At 45.7% G+C, this 24451-nt stretch carries 21 protein-coding genes and 2 riboswitches; of the genes, 18 read left to right on the top strand and 3 right to left on the bottom strand.

The window, feature by feature from the left end:
• The first annotated feature begins 123 nt into the window (after positions 1–123).
• From FQV26_RS14070 to xylF, 4 genes are read left to right on the top strand one after another with little or no spacing between them, the layout of a single operon-like run.
• A complete protein-coding gene (locus tag FQV26_RS14070; protein ID WP_146558172.1) occupies positions 124–1104 on the top strand; it encodes a sugar ABC transporter substrate-binding protein in 981 nt (326 codons plus the stop codon).
• Positions 1101–2567: a sensor histidine kinase gene (locus FQV26_RS14065; RefSeq protein WP_146558171.1), complete on the top strand. Its 1467-nt coding sequence runs from the start codon at positions 1101–1103 to the stop codon at positions 2565–2567. Before FQV26_RS14070 ends, FQV26_RS14065 begins: the two co-directional genes overlap by 4 nt.
• Positions 2542–4095: a response regulator gene (locus tag FQV26_RS14060; protein WP_146558170.1), complete on the top strand. Its 1554-nt coding sequence runs from the start codon at positions 2542–2544 to the stop codon at positions 4093–4095. Before FQV26_RS14065 ends, FQV26_RS14060 begins: the two co-directional genes overlap by 26 nt.
• Entirely contained in the window at positions 4088–5149 is a 1062-nt protein-coding gene (gene xylF / locus FQV26_RS14055) for a D-xylose ABC transporter substrate-binding protein (protein WP_146558226.1), read from the top strand. The genes FQV26_RS14060 and xylF overlap by 8 nt, the downstream gene beginning before the upstream one ends.
• A gap of 60 nt (positions 5150–5209) precedes the next feature.
• On the opposite strand, the gene FQV26_RS14050 is transcribed toward xylF, so the two are convergent.
• Positions 5210–5833, bottom strand: coding sequence for an NAD(P)-binding protein (locus FQV26_RS14050; RefSeq protein ID WP_186759960.1), 624 nt, complete (start codon positions 5831–5833; stop codon positions 5210–5212).
• Between the two features lie 365 nt (positions 5834–6198).
• A riboswitch (SAM riboswitch) is annotated at positions 6199–6305 on the top strand.
• Between the two features lie 133 nt (positions 6306–6438).
• On the opposite strand from FQV26_RS14050, the gene sat reads away from it, so the two are divergent.
• From sat to FQV26_RS13980, 14 genes are all read left to right on the top strand, one after another.
• Positions 6439–7602 (top strand): sulfate adenylyltransferase, encoded by a 1164-nt coding sequence (sat, locus tag FQV26_RS14045; protein WP_146558168.1) that lies wholly within the window; start codon positions 6439–6441, stop codon positions 7600–7602.
• An 18-nt stretch (positions 7603–7620) separates the two neighbouring features.
• Complete coding sequence (locus FQV26_RS14040; protein ID WP_146558167.1) at positions 7621–9399, top strand: SLC13 family permease; 1779 nt, start codon at positions 7621–7623, stop codon at positions 9397–9399.
• Positions 9400–9410: 11 nt separating this feature from the next.
• Entirely contained in the window at positions 9411–10013 is a 603-nt protein-coding gene (cysC, locus tag FQV26_RS14035; RefSeq protein WP_146558166.1) for an adenylyl-sulfate kinase, read from the top strand.
• Complete coding sequence (gene cysQ / locus FQV26_RS14030) at positions 10013–10828, top strand: 3'(2'),5'-bisphosphate nucleotidase CysQ (RefSeq protein ID WP_146558165.1); 816 nt, start codon at positions 10013–10015, stop codon at positions 10826–10828. Before cysC ends, cysQ begins: the two co-directional genes overlap by 1 nt.
• Positions 10829–10964: 136 nt before the next feature.
• A riboswitch (SAM riboswitch) is annotated at positions 10965–11080 on the top strand.
• Between the two features lie 121 nt (positions 11081–11201).
• On the top strand, positions 11202–11915 hold the full coding sequence (locus tag FQV26_RS14025) for a phosphoadenylyl-sulfate reductase (RefSeq protein WP_146558164.1): 714 nt from the start codon (positions 11202–11204) through the stop codon (positions 11913–11915).
• A gap of 87 nt (positions 11916–12002) precedes the next feature.
• The gene (gene cobA, locus FQV26_RS14020; protein ID WP_146558163.1) at positions 12003–12779 is read left to right on the top strand and encodes a uroporphyrinogen-III C-methyltransferase; all 777 of its coding nucleotides are present in this window, start codon (positions 12003–12005) and stop codon (positions 12777–12779) included.
• A 12-nt stretch (positions 12780–12791) separates the two neighbouring features.
• Positions 12792–13544, top strand: coding sequence for a sirohydrochlorin chelatase (locus FQV26_RS14015; protein ID WP_146558162.1), 753 nt, complete (start codon positions 12792–12794; stop codon positions 13542–13544).
• Between the two features lie 22 nt (positions 13545–13566).
• Entirely contained in the window at positions 13567–14382 is an 816-nt protein-coding gene (locus FQV26_RS14010) for a uroporphyrinogen-III synthase (protein ID WP_146558161.1), read from the top strand.
• A 370-nt stretch (positions 14383–14752) separates the two neighbouring features.
• Complete coding sequence (locus tag FQV26_RS14005) at positions 14753–16591, top strand: assimilatory sulfite reductase (NADPH) flavoprotein subunit (protein WP_146558160.1); 1839 nt, start codon at positions 14753–14755, stop codon at positions 16589–16591.
• Between the two features lie 121 nt (positions 16592–16712).
• The gene (cysI, locus tag FQV26_RS14000) at positions 16713–18428 is read left to right on the top strand and encodes an assimilatory sulfite reductase (NADPH) hemoprotein subunit (RefSeq protein WP_146558159.1); all 1716 of its coding nucleotides are present in this window, start codon (positions 16713–16715) and stop codon (positions 18426–18428) included.
• Positions 18429–18536: 108 nt separating this feature from the next.
• Positions 18537–19766 carry a threonine synthase gene (locus FQV26_RS13995; protein WP_146558158.1) on the top strand — a complete coding sequence of 410 codons (1230 nt, stop codon included), beginning with the start codon at positions 18537–18539 and terminating at the stop codon, positions 19764–19766.
• Positions 19767–19814: 48 nt separating this feature from the next.
• Positions 19815–21083 carry a dicarboxylate/amino acid:cation symporter gene (locus FQV26_RS13990; protein WP_146558225.1) on the top strand — a complete coding sequence of 423 codons (1269 nt, stop codon included), beginning with the start codon at positions 19815–19817 and terminating at the stop codon, positions 21081–21083.
• Positions 21084–21290: 207 nt separating this feature from the next.
• Positions 21291–22490, top strand: a complete 1200-nt coding sequence (locus FQV26_RS13985) for an MFS transporter (RefSeq protein ID WP_146558157.1) — start codon at positions 21291–21293, stop codon at positions 22488–22490.
• A gap of 93 nt (positions 22491–22583) precedes the next feature.
• Complete coding sequence (locus FQV26_RS13980) at positions 22584–23165, top strand: hypothetical protein (RefSeq protein ID WP_146558156.1); 582 nt, start codon at positions 22584–22586, stop codon at positions 23163–23165.
• Between the two features lie 230 nt (positions 23166–23395).
• Here FQV26_RS13980 and FQV26_RS13975 read toward each other — a convergent pair whose 3' ends face one another.
• Positions 23396–23857: a DUF2306 domain-containing protein gene (locus FQV26_RS13975; protein ID WP_146558155.1), complete on the bottom strand. Its 462-nt coding sequence runs from the start codon at positions 23855–23857 to the stop codon at positions 23396–23398.
• 106 nt (positions 23858–23963) lie between these two features.
• Positions 23964–24443, bottom strand: coding sequence for a DUF4188 domain-containing protein (locus FQV26_RS13970; protein WP_146558154.1), 480 nt, complete (start codon positions 24441–24443; stop codon positions 23964–23966).
• Positions 24444–24451 lie beyond the last annotated feature (8 nt).

Below are 24451 nucleotides of genomic sequence, written 5' to 3'. Positions count from 1 at the left end.
AAAGAAAATAAAGCGGCATCTCCTGTTCCGGAGGTGCTTTTTGCTCATTTGAAATCGTATTGTGAATTTTCAGCCAAGTGGTAAGATGGGAAGAGTTCACTACCGGAAAAGGAGCCAAATCCCATGAGAAAAAAAGTCATAATTGTTCTTTGCTTCCTTTGTGCAGTTCTTGGAATTTTCACCTTATGGTCAGCTGAAGGTGCTTTTCGATCCGATTGGCAATTGCCTGCTGCCGTTCCAGCGGATGAAGAAAGCTATCGGCTTGTGTTGATTACGCAAGAGCTGGAGACGCCGTTTTGGGATAAAGTAGGAAAAGGAGCAACAGCACAAGCCGAACAGGAACAAGTGATTTTAGACGTTTGGGGAAGCTATGGCAATAACCGTGAAGACTTTTTAAAACAGATTGAAATCGCTCTTCATTCCAAAGTGGATGGAGTGATTGTACAAGGGCTCGACACGGAAGAGTTTAAGGAATTGACGAAAGAAAAAGCTGCATTTTATGGAATTCCCGTTATCACGGTGGCCAATGATGTGCCGGTAGAGGAAAGTTTGCGCAAAACTTTTGTCGGTTCTGATCATTATGCAGCTGGAAAAATGCTGGCAGAGCAGCTGGTAAAGGAGATGGGCGGCAGCGGACAGGTAGTGCTGCTTGGGGATATTGAGCAGGAGTACAGCCAGCGGCAACGTCTGCTGGGAGTGACGGAAAGCCTGGCTCAGCATGCAGAAATTTCAACTGTTTATGCGGAAAGCGGCAAATCGGATGAAGAAATTGTTGGGGCCACTCAACACGTACTCAACCAACATCCGAATGTCGAGGCTTTTATTGCATTGAATGCCAATCATGTTGGACCGATGATGAAAGAAATCAGCAGGAGGGCCGAGCTGGAGCCGTATTATCTTTATTCATTTGACGACGGAGCTGAAACAGCGTCATTGCTGGACCAGGGCAAGCTGGATGCGATGATTCAGCAGTCTCCCGAACAGATGGGGGAGCAAAGCGTTAAGTTGATCATGCAATGGCTAAGAAATGAAGTTGTACCTTTGGAATCTAGCGGATACATCACAGACATTCGTGTTGTGAAAGGGGCGGAAGCGGGACCATGAATACGATTCAGAAAAAAATCTGGATGCTGGCAATCGTGGTACTGGTAATGATGATTGCCATATGGCTGACGCTGACGTTCTATAACCAAAAAGTACAGACGCAATATAATGATATTCTGCAGCGCTATTTGCAAATGAATGAAATCACCAGCGAAAGCCAGCAGATGGTGACGGATTTGAATAATTATTTATTGATGCCTTCAGACGAAACACAATCTCGTCTTAAAGCCAGCAGAGAGCGGCTTCTTGGCGTTCAATCGACGGTCTATGAATTGCGCAACGTGGAAAATGAATTCGCTTTGACCAATTATATTCACCTCATCAGCAGTTTTGTGGAAACGGTGGATCGGTCTGTCAGTTTTCAAGAACAGGAAGACACCGAGGCTTCCTTAACTGAATTTACGGAAGCAACTCGAATTTCCATGTACATTTCAGAAATGACATTGACCATTATTGATACAGAGCTGAAAACCTATGAAGGGTTCTACCGGGGAATCATCAAGCAGTCGGCTGAATTGAAAAAACTGGGTGTTTGGATGCTGCTGTTGATCACAGCGGCGCTATTGCTGTTTACGTATCTCTTTTCACTCAGCATCACCAAGCCGATTCATCAATTGACGAAAGCGGCAAATGAACTGGCGAATGGCCGTTTTGATCAAACGATTTATGTGGATTCCAATGATGAAATTTCATTTTTGGCCAAAACATTCAATCATATGCGACGGAATATCAATGCCATGATTTTGGAGATTCAACAGAAAGCACAATTAGAACGGGAGTTGCAGGACAGCAAATTGCTGCTTCAGCAAAGTCAGCTGCGCAACTTGCAAAGTCAAATTAATCCTCATTTTCTGTTCAATACATTGAATACCTTATCCAAAAAGGCCTACTTGGACGGTGCTGAAGAAACCAGTGACTTGTTGGTCAGTGTTGCCAGCTTGCTGCGCTATAACTTGAAACGCATGGACCGTGCTGTGACACTGGCAGAAGAGGAGTTTGTCCTCCGTCAGTATATGGAAATTCAGAAAGCTCGATTCAGTGACCGCCTGCAGTTCTTTACGGAGCTGGATTCGAACTGTTTGAATTTAAAGATTCCAGGTCTTACGCTGCAGCCCCTAATTGAAAACGCGGTAATTCATGCAATAGAGCCAGAAGAAGATGGCGGCCATATCTGGTTCCGCATCAAAGACCGAGAAGAAGAAGTGTGGATTGAGATTGAAGACAACGGCAAAGGCATGAGTCTGGAAAAACGCCAGCAACTGCTCGAAGGTTCTATTGTACCGGCAGAAGGCCATTCGACCGGCATCGGCTTCGCCAATGTTGTCAAAAGACTGCAGCTATTTTACGGCAAGGAAGATTTGGTGAACGTTGAAAGTGAAATAGGGCAAGGAACTAAAGTTATCTTGAAATTACCGAAAGTCAAGGGGGCGGCTAACCATGATCAAGCTGTTGATAGTAGATGACGAGCCGATTGAACGGGACGGCATGCAGGCCATTTTGCAGCGTGCTTATAACGATTTCGATATTAAGCAGGCAAAAAACGGCAAAATAGCGGTTGAATTAGCAGAATCCTGGAAACCGGAATGGATATTTATGGATATTATGATGCCTGGGATGACTGGGTTGGAAGCCATAGAAAAAATTCAGCAAAAAAACCGAGATATTCAATTTGTTATGGTCACGGCTTTCGATACTTTTGATTATGCTCGTCAAGCGATTAAATTAGGTGTCAAAGACTATTTACTGAAACCAAGTAAAGCCGGAGAAATCGTGGCAACAGTCGGCAAGTTGCTGGAACAGCGAGCTCTAAAAGAACAGGCTTCAGCTGTTCAGCACCAGCAGCAAGAAGATTTTCAAAAAGCTCTGGCCATTGTGGAAACAGACATCGTCACCCAATTGTTGTTTGACCATGTCCATGATGTCCATATCGAATTGTTGGTCGATCTGCTGGAAATTCCTGCGACTGCTGAAAAATTCGTTATGACGGTTCTGGTGCCGGAAGGCTTAGAGAAATTGTACCCGCAAATCAAAGGGAAAATCCGCTTGACTGAAAATGCCTGGATAGGAGCGTTGTATGGCCGCCAATTGCCTATCATTGTTTTTCGGAATAAAGAAAAATCATATCGATCTCAGGCAATTTCATTAGTAAAAGCGATTCTATCTATTTCGGACAGCCGCCGGGAAGGCTGGTTTGTCGGTGTTGGGCCAGTTTGTGAATCACTGGAGGATATTCGGAATTCCTATCAAAAATCTCTGATTGCGACAATGGACTTATCGCTGCCGTCGAGATACCGCTTTTCTTCCGATGTTCCCTCTCTTGAAAAAGCGGGTGATGCAGCTTTCGTTAAGCAACAGGAGAAAAAGCTATTTGATTTTATTCGTTTAGGGGAGTGGGATTTGATTGACCGTTTGGTGACGGACCTGATTCGCCGATTTGAGCAGGACGGAGCCCAAATTCTTTGGACCCAGCAGCGGACACTCGAATTTTTATGGATCACAGCGCGGGTCATGGGAGAAATGGGTATTGATGCAACAATTCCCTATTACACAATTCAGGCCAAAGACCATCGGCAGTTGCTCGTGGAAACACTTCAAGTTGTTGATAGGCTGAAAAAGGTTTACCTGAAGCATTACGATCGCTTAGAAGTAGATAAAATCCACCAGATCAAGCAATACATCATGGACCATTCCCATAAAGATATTTCGTTGGATGCATTGGCACGAAAAGTCGAATTGAGTCCCATCTATCTGAGTAAAATGTTCAAAGAGAAGTTGGGCATCAACTACATTGATTTTCTGACGTCCTGCCGAATCGATAAAGCGAAAAAGCTATTGGGAGATCCGCAGAAAAGCTTAAAGGAAATTTCTTTCGAAATCGGTTATCACGAGCCAAATTATTTCAGTAAGGTTTTCAAGAAGATGAATGAGGTCTCTCCGAAGGAATACCGCCGGACACTCCTGACGGAAAGGAAAGATGAGCGTGATGAATAAAAAAATTCACCTGATATTAATTTTATTCATCAGCCTGGTTCTTGGGGCCTGCGGAGCTGAAGAGCCGATCGGCAAAGCCGTGCCTGAAAAAACACCAGTCACTGACAATGATGGAACGATCAAAATCGGCTTTTCGATGGATACGCTGAAGGAAGAACGATGGTTGAAAGACCAGGCCTTATTCAAGAAAGCGGTAGAGGATTTAGGTGCAGAAGTAGAAATTGTAGCAGCTAACGGCGATGACGCATTGCAGCTTACGCAGGCTGAAACGCTGATTCAACAAGACATCGATCTTTTGGTTATCGTGCCGCATAATGCGGAGGCCACAGCGGCTATTGTCCATAAAGCGCATCGTGCCGGTATAAAGGTTATTGCCTATGATCGGCTTGTGAAAAATGCAAACATTGATTTATATGTGTCCTTTGATAACGAGCAGGTAGGAGAAATGCAGGCAGCGGCGATTTTAGAGTTAGTGCCAAAAGGGAATTACGTCTACATTGGAGGAGCCACGACCGATAATAATGTTCACCTGATCAAAAAAGGTGTATTCAATGTACTCCAGCCAGCGATCGACCGGGGAGACATTAAAGTTGTCTACGACCAATGGACAGAGGATTGGTCGCCGGAAAAGGCATTTCTCAATATGACAGAAGCGCTTGCAGCGAATAACAACCAAATCGATGCGGTCATTGCCGCAAATGATGCGACTGCTGGAGGCGTTATTCAGGCATTGGAAGCGCAAGGCTTAGCGGGCAAAGTTCCAGTGGCGGGGCAGGATGCCGAACTTGCTGCCGCACAGCGGATTGTCGGAGGAACCCAGACGATGACGGTTTATAAACCAATTCAGACCTTAGCCGAGCAAGCAGCTGCTTTGGCTGTCAGAATGGCTAAAGGAGAAACTGTCACTACCGTTCAATATGTCAACAACGGCAAGATTGACGTGCCATCCATCCTATTGGCGCCGATACCGGTAACAGCTGAAAATATGAGGAACACCGTCATTGCGGATGGCTTCCATACAAGAACAGATGTATATGGTCTGAGCAATGAATAACGAGGAAACCTATATTCGGAATTTCTATATAAGTTGAACTATAGAATTTACTTTTTTAACTCAATAATCCTGCTGGGATTCGCTGTTCTTATTTACGAGCAACTGCAATTCGCGGAGTTTTTCTTTTTGGGCTTTGGCTTGTAAAAGCGAAGGATCTAAAAATCCGCGCAAGTATTCTTCTTTTTTGTTTTTAGAAAGGCGAGTTTGCTTGATAAGCTGCCTGGCTTCAAAAAGAAATTCCAAGTATTGTTCGTAGCTTTCGTCAAATTGGGATTGAAGCTCCTGTTTAATTTTTTTCGCAAGCATGGGGCTGGCCCCATTTGTGGAAACCGCGATACTCAATTTGCCTCTCTTGAAATGGGCAGGAAAATGGACGTTGCCGGTTTCAGCTTCAGCAGAAGCATTCACCAGACAATTGGGAGGAGCGGCTTTTCGCACAGTCGCATTAACAGTCGGATCGTCGGTAGCAATAATCAGCATGAAGGCTGATTCGGCATCTCTCTGCTCGAAGTTTTTGGGTTTCCAAGAAAGTTTGTTTTCTGCCGACCAACGGTTTATTTCTGGAGTTACCTCCGGACTGATGACCGTCAGCACTGCACCGCTGGCCAACAAACCATCCAGCTTTCGTTTAGCGATGCGTCCGCCGCCAACCACCACCACATTTTTTCCTTCCAAATCAATCATGATGGGAATCACCGTCATCTTTTCCGCCTCCTTAACTTTCTTAATACTAACAAATTAATTCCTTTCTGCGTTGAACAGAAATATGCAGCTGCGAATCTTTTGAGAAACTTCGGCATGACAACTCATTCTTGGTCAAAAGCGAAAGGCACCGATTCTCTCAGCGCCGGCGCGTCCAAAGATAAGCAATGCGGCATATAAACCTCCATGCTACACAAAAAAATATTTTTCGCTCACCCTTTGGCAGACCAGCTTTTTCACAAAAAAAACTCAAAAAAATTAAAACATAGTTTGACACTCGGAATAGTCTATTATATACTTCATGAAATCAAACATTTCAATTAATTCACATCAAAACTGAATACGCGTTCTTATCAAGAGAGACGGAGGGATTGGCCCTTTGATGTCTCAGCAACCCTCCTATATGGAAACGGTGCTAACTCCAATAGGCTTTCAACAGCCTAGAAGATAAGAAGATTGTTTTGTTTTTACGGACCTTCTTCTTGTCGAAGAGGTCCTTTTCTTTTTGTCTGAACGCCTTGGAAGTTTGGTTTCAATACGTTTATGGAAACACAGTACGATTCAAAACTAAAACTGGAGGTAATGAAATGACGAGTAAAGCACACGGTGGAGATTTGGTAAACAGACAAGTGACAGGTACGGAAAGAGAAAAGGCATTGAAAAATGCAGAAACACTTTCCTCTTTGTTCATTTCAGATTGGGCGATCTCGGATTTGGAGCTGATCGGCATTGGCGGCTTTAGCCCGTTGACTGGATTCCTTGGACAAAAAGATTATGAGAGTGTAGTACATACATCACGCCTTAGCAACGGAACGGTTTGGAGCGTACCGATTACGCTGTCGGTCACTGCAGAAGAAGCGGACAGCTATCAAGTAGGAGATGAAATTGCATTAAAAGGCGAAGATAACGTCATCTACGGCACGCTCGAATTGAAAGAAAAATATGCTTACGACAAACAACTGGAAGCGGAAAAAATATACGGAACGACAGAAGAAGCACACGCAGGTGTGAAGAAATTATACGAGCGCGGAGATATTTACCTCGCAGGGCCGATTACTTTATTGAATCGTCCAGACCACAGCGAGTTCGAGGAATTCCATCTGGACCCACTTGAAACGCGCCAGCTGTTCCAGGAACTTGGCTGGAAAACGATTGTTGGATTCCAAACACGTAACCCTGTACACCGCGCACATGAATATATTCAAAAAGCGGCATTGGAAGTGGTTGATGGGCTATTGCTGAATCCACTAGTGGGCGAAACGAAATCTGATGACATTTCAGCAGCTGTCCGGATGGAAAGCTATCAGGTCATCTTAAAGCATTATTACCCTGCAGACCGAGCACGTCTGGCCATCTATCCTGCAGCAATGCGCTACGCAGGACCGAAAGAAGCTGTTCTTCACGCCATTGTCCGCAAGAACTATGGCTGCACGCATTTCATTGTCGGCCGCGACCATGCCGGTGTCGGCGATTATTACGGCACCTACGAAGCGCAGGAATTCATCAGCCAGTTCGAAGACGAACTGGGTATCCAGATTTTCAAATTCGAGCATTCATTCTACTGCAATGCATGCGAAAACATGGCGACAGCGAAAACTTGCCCGCATACGGCAGAAAATCATGTTCATTTGAGCGGTACGAAAGTGCGCGAATTGCTTCGCAACGGGGAAAAGCCCCCGAAACAATTCTCCCGTCCGGAAGTGGCGGATGTCCTTATCAAAGGCTTGCGGGAGACCGTAGTAAGTAACTAAGTTGAAGGATGGTTGCCCATGTCAGTCGAAATGATTTTTGTGCTAATTGTCATCGTTGCTATGGTCAGTGCCTTGCTGTTTGAAGTTGCCCGTCCAGATATGATTGTATTCTCAGCATTGGTGGTTTTGTTGCTGTCAGGGATTTTAACGACAGAAGAAGCATTGCGCGGCTTTTCCAATCCAGGAATGCTGACCATTGCATTATTGTTCATCGTTGTTGGCACCGTGCAAAAACATGGCTTGATCGACCAGATGATGATTGGCTGGCTGAACAAGGGCAAGAGCCTGAAAGGCTCCCTATTCCGTATTTTCCTTCCGCTTCCGCTGATTTCGGCTTTCTTGAATAACACGCCGATTGTTGTAACATTGACGCCGTTGTTGAAGAAATGGTGTGAAGAGCGGAATATTGCGCCTTCTAAAGTGTTGATTCCTTTATCGTATGTAACGATTTTAGGGGGGACCATCACCTTGATGGGAACCTCCACTAATCTAGTGGTACATGGCATGCTGATTGATTATGGGCTGCCTGGGTTTTCCCTGTTCCAATTAGCAATTGTTGGAATTCCGATCACCATTGTTGGTCTGATTTATTTATTCACGATTGGCAATATGCTATTGCCCGAGAACAAAGGATTCAGCAAACAAGTGACAGAAGACTCCCGGAATTACATCGCTGAAATGATGGTGGATAAAACATTTCCACATGCAAACCAAACTGTTGAAGAGGCCAAGCTGCGTGATTTGAAAGGCTTGTACCTGATTGAAATTATCCGGGATCAGACACGGATTTCATCAGTCAGCTCCAAAACGGTCATCCAGTCTGGAGACCGCTTGATTTTTACAGGTCTCATTTCCACTATTGCGGATCTGCAAAAGAGAAAAGGGCTGACTTTGAAGACGGGAACCGATCTGCAATTGGCAGATTTGAAAAATGGCAACACGCAGCTTGCCGAAGCCGTTGTTTCCCATGAATCATCGTTATTGTCCAAAACCATCAAGCAATCTCAATTCCGTTCGCGTTACGATGCGGGTGTCATGGCTGTTCATCGCAATAACGAACGCATCAAAAGCAAAGTCGGCGATATTATTTTGCGTCCGGGAGACACCTTGCTGCTGCTCGCCGGAACGGGTTTTGTGGAAAAGTACCAGCAATCCAATGATTTTTATGTAGTCTCTTCCATGAAGACACCCAAAACACTGCAGGAAAGCCGATTCGTTGGCTGGTTTTCATTACTGGTGCTGCTAGGTGCTATCGCACTGGTCGTTGTCGGATGGTTGAGCATGTTCAAAGCCATGGCATTAGCGGTGCTGATCTTGTTGGTAACTAAATCGATTTCAATGGAAGATGCAAAAAACGATGTACAATTCAATGTACTATTGCTTATTGCCAGTGCTTTTGGTGTAGGAGCGGCCATGACCAAAACCGGTCTGGCACAGTGGGCTGCGGATGGACTGTTAGCTGTTGGACAGCCGTTCGGTCTGCTGGCGATTCTGATTTTAGTGTATTTGCTGACCAGCATTTTCACTGAATTAATCACCAACAGTGCGGCGGCGGTTCTGATGATTCCCATTGGCATTGAAATGGCCAGTAACCTGCAGCTTGACCCGATGGGCTTTGCGGTCATCATCGCCATTTCCGCATCCGCCAGTTTCATTACACCTATCGGCTATCAGACCAACCTTATTGTTTACGGTCCGGGCGGCTACAAATTCACGGATTACATTAAAGTGGGAACGCCGCTTAGCATCCTGGTTATGTCAGTAACCATCGGTATCGTTTATTATTACTGGTTTTAGGAGGAGAAAAAATGAGCAAATCAACCAATATCGTATGGCATGAATCAGGTGTTACAAAAGCAGACAGGCAGAAATTGAATAATCACAAAAGCGGGGTGCTGTGGTTTACAGGATTATCCGGTTCAGGAAAGTCGACGGTATCTGTCGCGCTTGAAAAAGAAATTCATGCACTCGGAATCCGCACCTATCTGCTGGACGGCGACAACGTTCGCCATGGATTAAATAAAAACTTAGGATTCAGTCCGGAAGACCGTACTGAAAACATCCGCCGAATCGGCGAGGTCGGAAAGCTGATGAGCGATGCAGGGGTATTGACCCTGTCCGCCTTCATTTCACCGTATCAGGAAGACCGCGATCAAGTCCGCTCTTTGCTTGAAGATGACGAATTTATCGAAATTTATGTCAAGTGCAGCGTGGATACTTGCGAAATACGGGATCCAAAAGGACTTTATAAAAAAGCCAGAGCTGGGGAAATCAAAGGATTTACAGGCATTGACGCACCTTACGAAGAGCCAGTAGATCCCGAAATCGTTATTGAAACGGATAAGCAGACTTTGGAAGAATCGGTTCAAGTAATTATCGATTATTTGAAAAAAGCCGGATACCTGGGCTGATGGGCAGCGGCATTGACCTGAACGACTTGCTCGACATCAGCCTCTCCGCCGGCAAGGAAATTATGGCGGTGTATGGACAGGAACTGGCCGTTGAGGCGAAAGCGGACGAGTCGCCGCTGACAGTTGCCGATCAACGGTCGCATCAACTCATCGAATCGAGACTAAAGAGTGCCTATCCGGATATTCCGGTCCTGAGCGAAGAAGGCAGTGAAGTTTCCTATGAAGAACGAAGAACGTGGAAGCGGTTTTGGCTGGTGGATCCCCTTGACGGCACCAAGGAATTCATCAAACGCAATGGCGAGTTCACCGTCAATATCGCTTTAATAGAAGGGACCTATCCGGTACTGGGCGCGATTTATGTACCGGCAACCGATGTCTTCTATTACGGCGAAAAACAGGACGGAGCATTCAAATTAGAAGACGCTTCCGCAGTGGAATTTAAAAATACTATGGAATTGCATGAAAAAAGTATGCCTCTATGGGTCAGAAAAGCTGAAGATCCGATTCGAGTGGTTGCGAGCCGTTCCCATATGTCTGTTGAAACACAAGACTTTATAGAGCATTTGAAAAAAGGCGGAAAAGCGGTCGAGATTGCAGCAGCGGGCAGTTCCCTTAAATTCTGTCTGGTAGCGGAAGGGCTTGCAGATTATTATCCACGCTTTGCGCCGACAATGGAATGGGATACAGCAGCCGGTCAGGCGATTGTCGAAGCGGCAGGCGGCACTGTGAGAAATAGCGAAGACCAAAGCCGGTTTTCCTATAATCAGGAAAGCTTGAAGAACGATTGGTTTTTGGCGGCGGGACAGGATGAATAAATCCGTAAAGCAAAGCATAAACAGTCTGAAAAATAAATTCGCTAAATAAATGATATTTTCAGAGTTTTATTGACAGTTATCTTTTATTGCTATAGTATTTAGACAAATCACTAAAACCTAGTAATCTTATAAGGTATTCTTATCATGAGAAGTGGAGGGACTGGCCCTTTGAAGCTTCGGCAACAGCTTTGGTTTTTGACCGATAGACTGTGCCAAATCCAGCAGATCCAAATCGGATCTGGAAGATAAGAAGACAGGCTGCCGCTAATGCGCATTAAACCCCTCTCTTCTTGTTTTATTAAGAAGAGAGGGGTTTAATTTAGATTAAGTTCTGATAGTTGCAATTACTCGATTGTTTAAAGGAGGAAGATAGATGAGCCAAGCTGTTTCGTACGAGAAGTTTACTGGAGATCCATTTAAGGACTTGGCGCCGACCGATAGTCTGAAAGGCGCGGCTGATATTCTGCAATGGGCCTATGATTCTTACGGGGAGAACATTGTCTATGCCTGCAGTTTCGGTGCGGAAGGTATGGTATTAATCGACCTTATATCGAAAGTGAAAAGCGATGCCGAAGTGGTGTTTCTGGATACGGACGTCCACTTCGACCAGACTTATGAACTGATTGAGCGGGTCAAAAAGCGTTACCCGAAATTGAATATCCGGATGAAGAAACCGGAATTGACGTTGGAGCAGCAAGCGAATCAATTCGGTGATGAACTGTGGAACAGCCAGCCGGATAAATGCTGTGACATCCGCAAGGTCAAACCGCTTGAACAAACGCTTTCCGGCGCACAGGCATGGATTTCCGGCTTGAGAAGAGAGCAGTCGGCAAGCCGCAGTAAAACGGATTTTATCAATAAGGACAACCGGTTCAAGTCCGTTAAAGTGTGTCCGCTGATTCATTGGACATGGGACGACGTTTGGCAGTATATCCAATTGAACGGCCTTGAATACAACATCCTGCACGACGAAGGCTATCCGAGCATCGGCTGTAAGCATTGTTCGTTTGCAGTCACCACTGATGGAGACAGCCGCGACGGAAGATGGAAAGGGTTTGCGAAAACCGAATGTGGTCTTCATACATAAGTCGGCCAGCAAGCTTTAGGTAAATTAAGGATCGGGGAATGACGCAATCATCGTTTCTCTGATTAAAAAAAGGAGTCTAGGAAGCTTATGAAAAAAGTCTATTTAGTTGGTGCAGGTCCAGGCGACCTTGATTTAATTACAGTGAAAGGGTTGAAGGCTATCCAGAAGGCCGATGTCATCTTGTACGATCGTTTAATAAACCAGGAATTGCTGGACGAAGCAAAAGAACATGCGCAATTGATTTATTGCGGAAAACGACCTGATAACCATTCATTAAAACAAGAAGAAATCAATGGACTGCTTTGCCGCTTTGCCTTGCAAGGAAAAGTAGTAACGCGCTTAAAAGGCGGCGATCCTTTTGTTTTTGGGAGAGGCGGAGAAGAAGCGGAAGCTTTAGTCGACCACAATATCCCGTTTGAAATCGTTCCAGGCATCACAGCTGGAATCGCAGCGCCTGCCTATGCCGGCATACCTGTTACGCATCGTGACTACAGTTCGTCTGTGGCTTTTATCTCTGGAGTCAGCAAAGTAGGCGTCGACCAGGATGAGTACTGGGAACATGTTGTTAAGAGCATGGATACCTTGTGCATCTATATGGGAGTCAGCAAGCTTCCGGAAATCTGTGGCCGTTTGCTGCGCCACGGCTTGAAGCCCACGACACCAATCGCTTTGATTGAATGGGGCACGACGGAACGGCAGCGGACAGTGACCGGAACACTTGAAGACATTATTCGAAACGCCAAAGATTTCGAGAATCCCTCCATGATAGTCGTCGGCGAAGTGGTCCGCCTGAGAGACAAATTGCAATGGTACGAGCAGCTGCAGGATGAACAGCAATTTCAGCTCGCCGCCCATGTAGGATAAGGAGATGAAGAAATGCAGGCTGTATTATATGTAAGCCATGGAAGCCGAGTTAAAGAAACAAGCCATGAAGCAATGGCGTTTATGGAACTGGTTCACCAGAAAGTTGGCGTTTCTCTTCATGAAACCTGTTTTTTGGAATTGGCCAGTCCGGATATTGGTGAAGGAATCGACAGTCTTATCGCTCAGGGTGCAACAGAAATTGCAGTTGTTCCGGTTTTATTGCTGAGCGCGGGACATTATTACGAAGATATTCCGGACGAAGTAAAGAAATCTGCATTGCGTTATCCGGACATTCGCTTTACTTACGGAAAACCGCTGGGTGTTCAAGAGCGGATTGTGGATATTTTGGTCGAGCGCCTGCAGGAGACGGCTGTGGAACGTTTGCCCGAAGCGAAGATCCTGTTAGTAGGGAGAGGCGGAAAGAGTTCGGAAGTTACCCGTTCCATTGAAGAAATTGCTGCGAAACTGGCGCTAAAGGTGAACGTGCCAAATGTAGATGTCTGTTACTTGGCAGCCAGCTCCCCATCATTTGATGAAGGATTGCAAGCTTCAATCAATAGTGGGAGCAACCAGATTTTCGTCGTCCCTTATTTATGGTTTACGGGACTTTTGGTGAAATCTATGCAGAAGAAAATCAGCAGTTTGTCTTCAGATGAACAGCAAATCATACTTTGCCAGTATCTTGGAGATCACCCATCCATGGTGGAAGCTCTCGCTGAGCGCGCCAATGAAGCGCTGCAAAGTGAACAGCAGCCAGTATGGTGAACAATGAAAGGAGGAGCTGAATATGAAAGGATTAGCCGGAAAGAGAATCGGTATTGCGGCAGTCCGGGCCTCAAAAGAAATCAGTTTGCTGATTGAAAAGCAGTCCGGCACTCCAGTCATCCTTCCGATCCAAGGCAGGCAGCGTTTAAATGACCAGATCAGTGAACAGAATATCAGTGATTTTTTAGCTGGAACCTTTGATTGGGCTATCTTTACGACCGGTATCGGAGCAAGAACCTTGACGGATTCCGCGGAAAGCATCGGACTTCTGGAACCATATATCAACAAGCTGAACTCAACAAAGCTGGCTATTCGTGGAAGCAAAACAATGAAATGGATTAAAGAGCATGAGTTAAAGCCAATTCATGTTTCAGATGACGGCACAATGGCCAATCTACTGGCCGCTTTAACAGAAGAATATAAAGGCAAAAGCCCGCAGCGGATCTTTTTGCAGGCGTACGACCAGGATGACGATAAGCTAAAAAGCCTATTGGAGGAGAATGGCCACTCCGTCTACCTATCCCGCCCTTATTCCTACGAAAAACCGGATTCCCTCGTTGTGGACCAATTGAAACAATCCATCATTGAACAATCTTTGGATGCCATTGTCTTTACGAGTAAAACGCAGGTGAAGAACATCTTTGCGGATGGAGAACAACAAGCTCAGCTCATTGAGGCTTTCAATGACCGGGTGCTCGCAGTCGCTGTCGGCAAAGTCACTGCCCAAGAGCTGGAAAGCCATGGCATCGTCCAGGTGCTGCAGCCCGAACATCAGAAAATGGGCGCGATGATTGTAGCGCTGGATCGCCATTATCGCCAGCAGGAAGCACGATTGTGATGTATGGGATGAAGATATGTAACTTGGATTAATTATTATTTTGTGCTGATACTCTGTAAGACTGCTGCGGTGTCTCGCTGTACCGCAGGAGTATTAGGGTTTTCGCAGCTGTTTTGCTCCATATCCTAATGAGTCATCAATACTTTATTTGTTTCTAACTGCAGGATCCTTAGAAGAAAGAGCGAAAGGCGGCGACTCCTGCGGGAAAGCGGAGTGATGAGACCCCACAGGGCGCAAGCCCGAGGAGGCTCAGCGCTTCGCCCGCGGAAAGCGTCCGCCTGGAGCGATTTCTTCACCCCGACTCCTCCTAAACAAGTTGAAACTGCTACTTATAAAAAAGAAAAAATAAACTAATTTCGAGGTGAACCATATGCAATTGCAGACAATGAACAGTCCGTTTGACCAGGAACAAGTAGAGCTTATCAACCGATTATTGCCGATGCTGACAGACAACCAGAAAATTTGGCTGAACGGCTATTTGGCCGGCACCCAATCGGCATCAACAGTAGCTGTACAAGAACAGCCTGGCTTGGAATGGTATGCACAGCAGGGTGGAGCTTCTGTGGCAACCCGTGAAATTACAATTTTGGTCGGCTCCCATACAGGCAACTGTGAATCGGTTGCTAAAGAAGTTTCGAAAAAACTGCAGGACAAAGATTATAAAGTGAAACTGACGCCAATGGACGAGTTCAAACCGAAAGATTTGAAAAAAGTGGAAGATTTACTAGTCATCACGAGCACGCATGGAGACGGTCATCCGCCGGACAATGCTCTTGCCCTGTATGACTTCCTGCACAGCAAACGAGCGCCACAGCTTGACGATGTCCGGTTTTCGGTCCTGTCTCTTGGCGATAGCTCCTATGAATTCTTCTGCCAGACCGGCAAAGATTTCGATAAACGCTTGGAGGAATTGGGTGCTAAACGCATCCATTCACGCGTCGATGCTGATTTGGACTTTGAAGAACCGGCAGAAGAATGGTTTGACGGTGTCTTCAGCATATTAAACAAAGAAAGAGAAGCAGATCGACCAAGCGCTGCAGCTGCTCCAGGAAAACAAGAAACCATTGCAGCGAGTCAGCCGGCCTATTCGCGCAGCAATCCGTTTAGTGCGGAAGTTTTAGAGAATATCAATCTGAATGGCCGCGGTTCGAACAAAGAAACTCGCCACCTTGAACTTGATTTGGAAGGCTCCGGTCTGCAGTACGAGCCGGGTGACAGCTTAGGGATTGTTCCTGAAAATGAAGACAAACTTGTCGATCAGCTGATCCATGCGGCAGGATGGAATCCGGATGAATTGGTTCCCATCAACAAGCAAGGTGATACAAGCACCTTACGCGACGCGTTGATCTCCACATTTGAAATCACCAGCCTGTCGAAGCCGTTGCTCGAAAAAGCGGCAGCTTTTGCAGAAGGCGATGCCTTAAGCAATCTATTGGAACCGGAAAACAAAGAACAGCTGCAGGCTTATATCTATGGAAGAGACTTGATCGACTTGACGGAAGATTTCGGTCCTTGGCAAGCGCCTGCTGCGGAGTTCATTAAAATACTGCGCAAAATTCCGGTTCGCCTGTATTCAATTGCCAGCAGCTCAAAAGCAAATCCGGATGAAGTCCATTTGACAGTCGGTGCTTTGCGCTACGAAGCAAATGGACGCAAACGGACAGGCGTCTGCTCGACGCAATGCGCAGAGCGCTCCGATATCGGTGCGACTTTGCCAGTGTTTATTCAAAGCAATAATAATTTCAGGCTTCCTGAAAACCCAGAAACGCCGATCATCATGATCGGTGCCGGCACAGGAGTAGCTCCTTACCGTGCCTTCATGGAAGAACGGGAAGAGACCGATGTTCAAGGAGACGCATGGCTATTCTTCGGTGAACAGCATTTCGTCACCGATTTCCTTTACCAGACCGAATGGCAAAAATGGTTGAAGGACGGCGTTCTGACCAAAATGGATGTTGCCTTTTCCCGTGATACAGCCGAGAAAATTTACGTGCAGCACCGTTTGTTGGAAAAGAGCCAGGAAGTGTATCAATGGCTGGAAGCAGGTGCGAATGTATATGTCTGCGGCGATGAAAAATACATGGCCAAGGACGTGCACGCCACATTAGCGACCATTCTGGAACAGGAAGGCAATATGAGTGGAGAACAAGCGGAAGACTATTTGACTTCCATGCGCAGCGACAAACGCTATTTGCGCGATGTTTATTAAGAAAATCTGCATGATCAATCAGCAGTTAGTTTTTTATATGATCTCAACTGCATGACCTTAGAAAGTAGTAGCGGAAGGCGGCGGCCTAGAGCGACTTCTCTAATATTGAAAGGAGCTTACCATGAAAATTAAAGATTTGACTGATATTGAAGGCTCTCCAAGTGAAATGGAGGTCATTAAAAACAGAACCAACTACTTACGCGGCAATCTCGTGGAAAGTTTCGCAGAGCGCCTGACAGCTTCAATTCCTGACGATGATGGCAAACTGTTGAAATTCCATGGCAGCTATATGCAGGACGACCGGGATATCCGCAATGAACGCGCCCAGCAAAAGCTTGAACCTGCCTATCAATTTATGATTCGTGTCCGTCTGCCGGCAGGCGTCGCTACGCCGCATCAATGGCTGACGATGGACAATCTGGCCAATACTCATGGCAATGGCACTTTGAAGTTGACGACACGCCAAACTTTTCAGATGCATGGGATTTTGAAATGGAATATGAAAAGCACCATCCAGGAAATGAACAATGCCTTGATGGATACCATTGCGGCCTGCGGTGACGTCAACCGCAATGTCATGTCGACATCAAATCCGTACCAATCGGATATTCACGGGGAAGTATATGACATTTCCCGCGAGTTAAGTGAACACCTTCTTCCAAAAACAAGAGCGTATCACGAAATCTGGCTAGATGAAGAAAAGGTTGTCGACAGCAACGAAGCGGAAGTGGTGGAACCGATGTACGGGCCTCTTTATTTGCCGCGGAAATTCAAGATCGGTTTTGCGATTCCACCTGCTAATGATGTCGACATCTATTCGCAGGATTTAGGTTTTATTGCTATTTTGGAAGACGGCAAGCTGCAGGGCTTCAATGTCACGGTCGGTGGCGGCATGGGTATGACTCATGGCGACACGAATACGTATCCGCAATTGGCGCGCGTCCTTGGATTCTGTCCGCCAGATAAAGTCAATGAAGTGGGCGAAAAAATCCTGACTATCCAGCGAGATTATGGAAACCGTTCAGAACGGAAAAATGCCCGTTTCAAATACACCGTCGACAGATTGGGACTTGATTGGATCAGAACTGAGCTGAACGCGCGCTTAGGCTGGGAGCTTGGAGAAGAGCGTTCATTCCAATTCGACCGTAACGGCGACCGGTACGGCTGGATTGAGAGTGATGGCAAATGGCATTTAACTTTATTCGTTGAGAATGGCCGTGTAAAGGATTTTGACGGTTATCAATTGATGACAGGATTGCGTGAAATCGCCCATGTCCATACGGGAGAGTTCCGTTTGACTGCCAATCAGAACTTAATCATCAGCAATGTAACAGAGACAAACAAAGCGAAAATCGATGCTTTGGTTGAAAAATACGGACTGACGGACGGCAAAGAAAATTCCGCATTGCGCCGCAATTCGATGGCATGTGTGGCATTGCCTACCTGTGGTTTGGCGATGGCCGAAGCAGAACGGTATTTGCCGGAGCTGGTCAGTAAAATCGAAGATACACTGGACGAGGCAGGTCTTCGTGATGAGGAAATCATCATCCGCATGTCGGGCTGTCCGAACAGCTGCTCACGCCCTGCATTAGGGGAGATTGGCTTTATCGGCAAAGCGCCTGGAAAATACAATATGTATTTGGGGGCCGGCTTTGCGGGCGACCGCCTGAACAAACTCTACCGCGAAAATATTGGGGAAGAAGAGATTTTAGCGACACTGAAACCAATTTTCTTCCAATTTGCGAAAGAGCGCCAGGAAAACGAGCATTTCGGTGATTTCGTCATACGCTCTGGATATGTGGCTGCGGTCACGTCCGGACTTAATTTTCATAGTTGAATCAAATAAGTTCCATTTCAATAGCCCGGGATCAATTTCCGGGCTATTGGTTTCATGAAAATCAGCTGTGCGGAGCGCAGCAATATGAATGAAAAGGGAGTTCTGAAAATGAAATACAGTTATGTTTCCCATCTTTATTGTCCGAAATGCGACAAGCATTACGATACAAAGCAACAGCATCAATTATGTACATGCGGTGCGCCGCTCTTGGTGGATTACCACTGGGATGAGCTAAAGGCGGATCTGAAGCGTGAAGAATTGGCAACGAGGCAGCCGACTTTATGGAGATACCATGAGATGCTGCCCGTCGAAGATGAAGCGAATGTGGTGTCACAAGGGGAAGGCATGACGCCGCTAATCGCGATGCCGGCACTTGGAAAAGACATGGGCGTGGAAAATCTTTATATGAAAGATGAAGGGCTGGTTCCGACCGGTACTTTTAAAGCGAGAGGTGCGACCGTAGGTGTCTCTAAAGCGAAGGAAGTAGGCGTCAAGGAGTTTGCCATGCCGACCAACGGCAACGCGGGTGCTGCATGGGCACTTTATGGAGCCAAAGCCGGCATTCAATCGACCATCGTCATGCCGCAGGATGCACCAAAGATTACCCGCAACGAAGTGGCATTATCTGGTGCCAACTTGTATTTGGTGAATGGATTGATCAGCGATGCTGGGAAGATTGTTGGACAGGCTGTAAAAGATTTTGGGCTATACGACGTATCGACGTTAAAAGAACCATATCGTATTGAAGGAAAGAAAACAATGGGCTTGGAAATAGCCGAACAAATGAATTGGAAAATGCCGGATGTCATTCTGTATCCGACCGGCGGGGGTGTCGGATTGATCGGCATTTATAAAGCCTTGAATGAATTGAAGAAGCTCGGTTGGGTGGAAGGCGACTTGCCGCGGCTTGTTGCCGTTCAAGCAACTGGTTGTGCGCCGATTGTTAAAGCCTGGGAAGAAGGCAAGAACGAGTCTGAATTCTGGGCAAATTCCAGCACACAGGCCTTTGGCATCAATGTGCCGAAAGCATTGGGCGACTTTCTGGTATTGGACGCTATTTATAAAACACAAGGCTGCGCCATTGCAGTAGACGACCAAGAAATGCTTGCCGAACAGGCAAAAATAGCTCGCTTAGAAGGATCTTTCATTTGTCCGGAAGGCGCTGCGGTCTTCGTGGCGATCCGCAACTTACGGAAACAAGATTGGATCAAAGATGGGGAAACGGTTGTCGCACTTAATACCGGAGCGGGCATCAAGTACCCGGACACAGTAAATATCGACGTGCCAATTCTGGAAATCGGCGATACCATAACTGTTGGCTCAACAGATAAGGCATAAAGCATAGGGTTGAAATCTAATAGTTTAAGGGGCGAGAGAATCGTGAAAATAAAAGGCAATCTTCTGGCGCAGATCTTAATCGCATTTGTTGCGGCGGTTATTCTGGGACTCGTTTTTGGTCCTGCAATAGATGTCATCGCACCACTCGGTGACTTGTTCTTGCGGCTGATTAAATTTATCATTGCACCGTTGATTTTAGCCACGCTGGTCGTGGGGATTGCCAGCACAGGAGATCCTAAACAGCTGGGCAGAATCGGAATAAAAACAATCACCTATTATTTACTGACAAGTGCGGTTGCTGTCAGCATCGGTTTAGCATTCGCCTTTTTGATCGCTCCAGGTGAAGGACTGTCAATCAGTGTTCCGGAAACCACAACAGAGGTGGCTGAAACGGGTGGTGTAGTTGCCACATTGCTGAACATCATTCCGGAAAATCCATTTGCAGCGCTTGCTGAGGGCAATATTCTGCAGATCATCTTTTTTGCTGTTTTCATTGGACTGGCGATTACCTTGGTCGGGAAACCTGCTCAGCCTGTCTACCGATTTTTTGAAGGATTTGCGGAAGTAATGTACAAAATTACTTCAATCATCATGTGGGTTGCTCCAATCGGGGTTTTAGGGTTAGTGGCTCCGGTCGTTGGCCAATACGGATTAACTGTGCTGCTGCCTTTAATGAAAGTAATCTTGGCAGTTGCCATCGCTTGTATATTCCATGCGGTCCTGGTTTACTCATTGGCTGTAAAAGGATTTGCGAAAATCAGTCCTTTGCAATTTTTCAAAGGCATCGCTCCAGCTGCGACAGTGGCGTTTAGCACCTGCAGCAGTTCCGGGACATTGCCGGTAACCCTGAAAAACACGCAGGAAAATTTAGGCGTTTCCCGTAAGATCAGCAGCTTTGTGCTGCCGCTTGGCGCCACGCTCAATATGGATGGCACGGCGATTTACCAAGGGGTGGCAGTTGTATTTATTGCCCAGTTCTATGGCTTGGAATTGTCATTGCTGCAATTGGTGACCGTTGTCCTGACAACGGTACTTGCTTCTATTGGAGCGGCTGGCGTTCCGGGAGCGGGCGTCATTATGCTTGCCATGGTATTAAGTGCTGCAAACATGCCCTTAGAAGGCATTGCTTTGGTGGCGGGTATCGATCGGATACTTGATATGTTCAGAACTTCTTTGAATGTAGTTGGTGATGCTTCAGCTGCCGTTGTGGTTGCCGCCACAGAAAATGAGTTATGGGTCGATGAACTCGTCGAAGACAGAAGCGATGACTTTGATGAAGTGACTGGCGATGACCTTAATGCTTGGAACTCAAAATAAGATCAGCAGTTTCGTAATGAAATAAACACTCAAGCCCTCCATCAGCCGTTTAAGCTGATGGAGGGCTTTTGTGATTCGGATTTTTAATAAAGACATCAAGTAGGGTTCGGGGTTTAACAGCCACTGGTTTTTGTCTGCTTTCTTATTTACTTAGGCTGTTCTATGATAGGGAAAGAGAAGGTAAGTTTTACGGAAGAGGAGTTGTTGGTGATGGCGGGAAAATGGCAGGCATTGTTGTGGATCGCCATAGCGGAATTATTTGCACTGAGCCTATGGTTTAGCGCCAGTGTGACAGGACCGGAATTGCGGGAGCTCTGGAGTCTCACAGCCCGTACAGAAGCCTGGTTATCGGCATCTGTACCAGTTGGCTTTATCATCGGCACATTGATCAGCGTTTATTTTGGCATTTCAGACCGCTTTAATGCTCGGAAAATTTTTGCGTTTTCGGCACTAGCTGGTGCGCTGATCAATGGATTGCTGCCATTTGCCGACACTGCTGCAATTGGAATAAGCTTGCGTATTTTAACGGGTGTGACACTTGCAGGCGTTTATCCAACAGCTGTCAAACTGCTGTCACAGTGGTTCCCGGCGAAAAGGGGATTGGCGCTTGGGATTTTAATCGCCGCATTGACTTTAGGCTCGTCTTTGCCCCACTTCATCAGCATCTTTTTCTCTTCTATCGAATGGAAATTGGTCATCATCGTCAGTTCGTTGCTGGCATTGTTTGCTTCCGCAATCATGAAGTGGGTGGTAGCAGATGCACCGGCATCCCCACAAAGAACCGTTTTTTCTTTTCGGCTGATCAAGCAAGTGGTGCGGAATAAACCGGTTATGCTTGCGAACTATGGTTATTTTGGCCATATGTGGGAACTGTATGCCATGTGGACCTGGCTCCCTGTTTTTCTAGCAGCCAGCTTTGCCAGTACTTCTTCTCAAATCAGTCCGGCACTTATTGGAATTGCCTCTTTTGTATCGATTGGAGTTGCCGGAGCGATCGGATGTGTACTGGGCGGTGCAGCAGCGGATAAATTAGGAAGATCACGGCTGACCATTCTTTCGCTGCTTGTCAGTGCCAGCTGCTCGATCATCATCGGCTTTACGTTCGGCCATGCCCTATGGTTAACGCTTACAGTGGCTATTATTTGGGGGATGTTTGTAATTTCTGATTCAGCCCAGTTTTCAGCGGCCGTAACAGAATTTGCTGAAACACCGTACTTAGGTACTGCTTTAACGTTCCAGATGTGCATCGGTTTTTTGATCACTGTCTTTTCCATCAATCTGATCCCGATCGTTCAAAATCTTATCGGCTGGGAGTGGGTATTTGTTTTACTGAGCATCGGCCCTATCCTGGGTGTGGTTTCCATGATGAAATTCCGTCGATACGAAATAAAAACAGCCAGCAGGTAGTCTATTATGCATAGATAAAAAGAACTATCATTTTTTTGTGATTATGATTATGATAGACATACAAGAATTGATGGATGCAAAGGGGATAGCGGGATGAATTGGTTGCCGAAGAGAAAAAATAAGGTAGCGGCTTTCTGGGAATGGTTTGCAGACAATAAAGAAGCATATTTTGAGTTGGAAGATTCCAGCAGAGACAAGCTATTTAATCAGTTGGAAAAGAAGTTGCATAAAGTTAACCGGTATTTGGCTTTTGAATTTAGTGAAAGCCTTGTTGAGGGGAAGCGTGAATTTATCATCAGTGCAGATGGTGTTGTTGAAGCTTTTGATGATGTAATCGAACTGATCGATAATGCCCCCCCTATTGGAGATTTTGAAATCATCGGCTTCCGTCAGCCGCATGACGAAGAATTTTCTGTTGTTTATGGAGATATTGAACTGGGGTGGGACGATATCTTTTGTACATTTGAAAAAGATAGCGATGAAGTGAATCTGATCCTTTATATCAAAGGGTTTACAGAAGAAAATGAAGATGAGTTCATCTCGGCTTCATTTGTCTTGTTGGATACTGTAATCGGTGAATACAATGCGGGCATGCGCATCGGTGAAATCGAGTTCATCAGTTATGATGGCCAGCCGGATGCTCGGCCGATCAAGGATTTGCAAAGCCTTTTTTAATTGAAAGCATTCTAGAATTAAGACGATCTTTTTTAAGAGCCCATCGTTTCTTGGAAATAGATAAATCAAAAACCTTGTCTGAAGTATACACTTCAGACAAGGTTTTTTAAGTTATCAGTAATTTTTTAGATGATTAGTATTTTCGAATGGTCCACGCATTGATTGTATAGCCTGAAACATTTGGAATTCTGAAAGAAACAAATTCTTTGCAAGAAAATAGCGCATCAAATTCATTGAACTTTTAGAAACGTGTACTTTTTCCTGATTTTAATGATAATAGGCGTTCCAATTATGGTGGGCAACAACCAAAACAAGAGGATAGGCAATTCATTCAGCAAAGGAATTTTAGAGATGTTCACAGTAATAGTCGCTGTCACAATTCCTATATAGGAGCCGAGCATTCCGCTTATGTGAAGTGCCAGCCAATTCTTCCATCTGATTTTCGCAGCCAAGTATCCAAGTAAAGCCAAGCCGTAAGAGAAAACGCCGATATACAAAAGGTAGCCGCTTTCTTCCCAGTTGCTGATAGACAGCACAATGACAGTGATAAACACAATGACAAAAGATCCGTGATACAATTCTCCAGCCAATGAATGTTGCCCTCTCTTCTTTTTCGATAACATCGCAATTAATCCGCTGGCCAGACAACTAATACCGGTGATAATATGAACAATTAAAAAGAGATTGAACAAATGATTTCACCTCTATCTGCCAAAGGGCTGTACTCTCCATTACCTTGATTAATAGAGTCATCCTTTGAGCAAAAAATTGTATGGAATGACAGTCACAGACAGCTGGCTACTGTACTTCTTTCTTGAGGCGTTGGCGTGCTGATGAAGTAGATGGTGTGATTTCTTTTTTTCCAAGTGCCTTGGCCAAACCGAATTCGGGCATATTCACATAAATTGATTCTGAGTGGCCAGGGGAAATGAGGTAAGTTTCATGATAGATGCCGACTGCGTCATTATCTTTCGTTTTTTGTTTGAAGTTTTTCCAAGCTGCCAAATGTTTCTGTCCTCTTGAATAAGCGTGTAATTCATCTTCGGATCGCCAATACTGGATCATGAAAGTGAGCGGCAACTTAAAGAAGTTTTCAGAGGACAGGCAGCCCAATTCTTTATGGATTGCCAGCTCTTTAATCATCGGAGGCATAGCCGCCATAACAGGAAGCCATTTGTGGACAGCTCTCCATTTGTTGATCCGCATACCAATAACAAACACCACAATTCCTTCATGATTTTCAGCAGTAAATCTACCGGAAAAAATTTCTTTGCTCATTGGATCTT

This window comes from Planococcus sp. CPCC 101016 (assembly GCF_007859295.1).
In the GTDB taxonomy this organism is placed as follows: Bacteria; Bacillota; Bacilli; order Bacillales_A; family Planococcaceae; genus Planococcus.
Note: the sequence above shows the minus strand (reverse complement) of the source record. Positions and strands in the feature narration are given on the sequence as shown.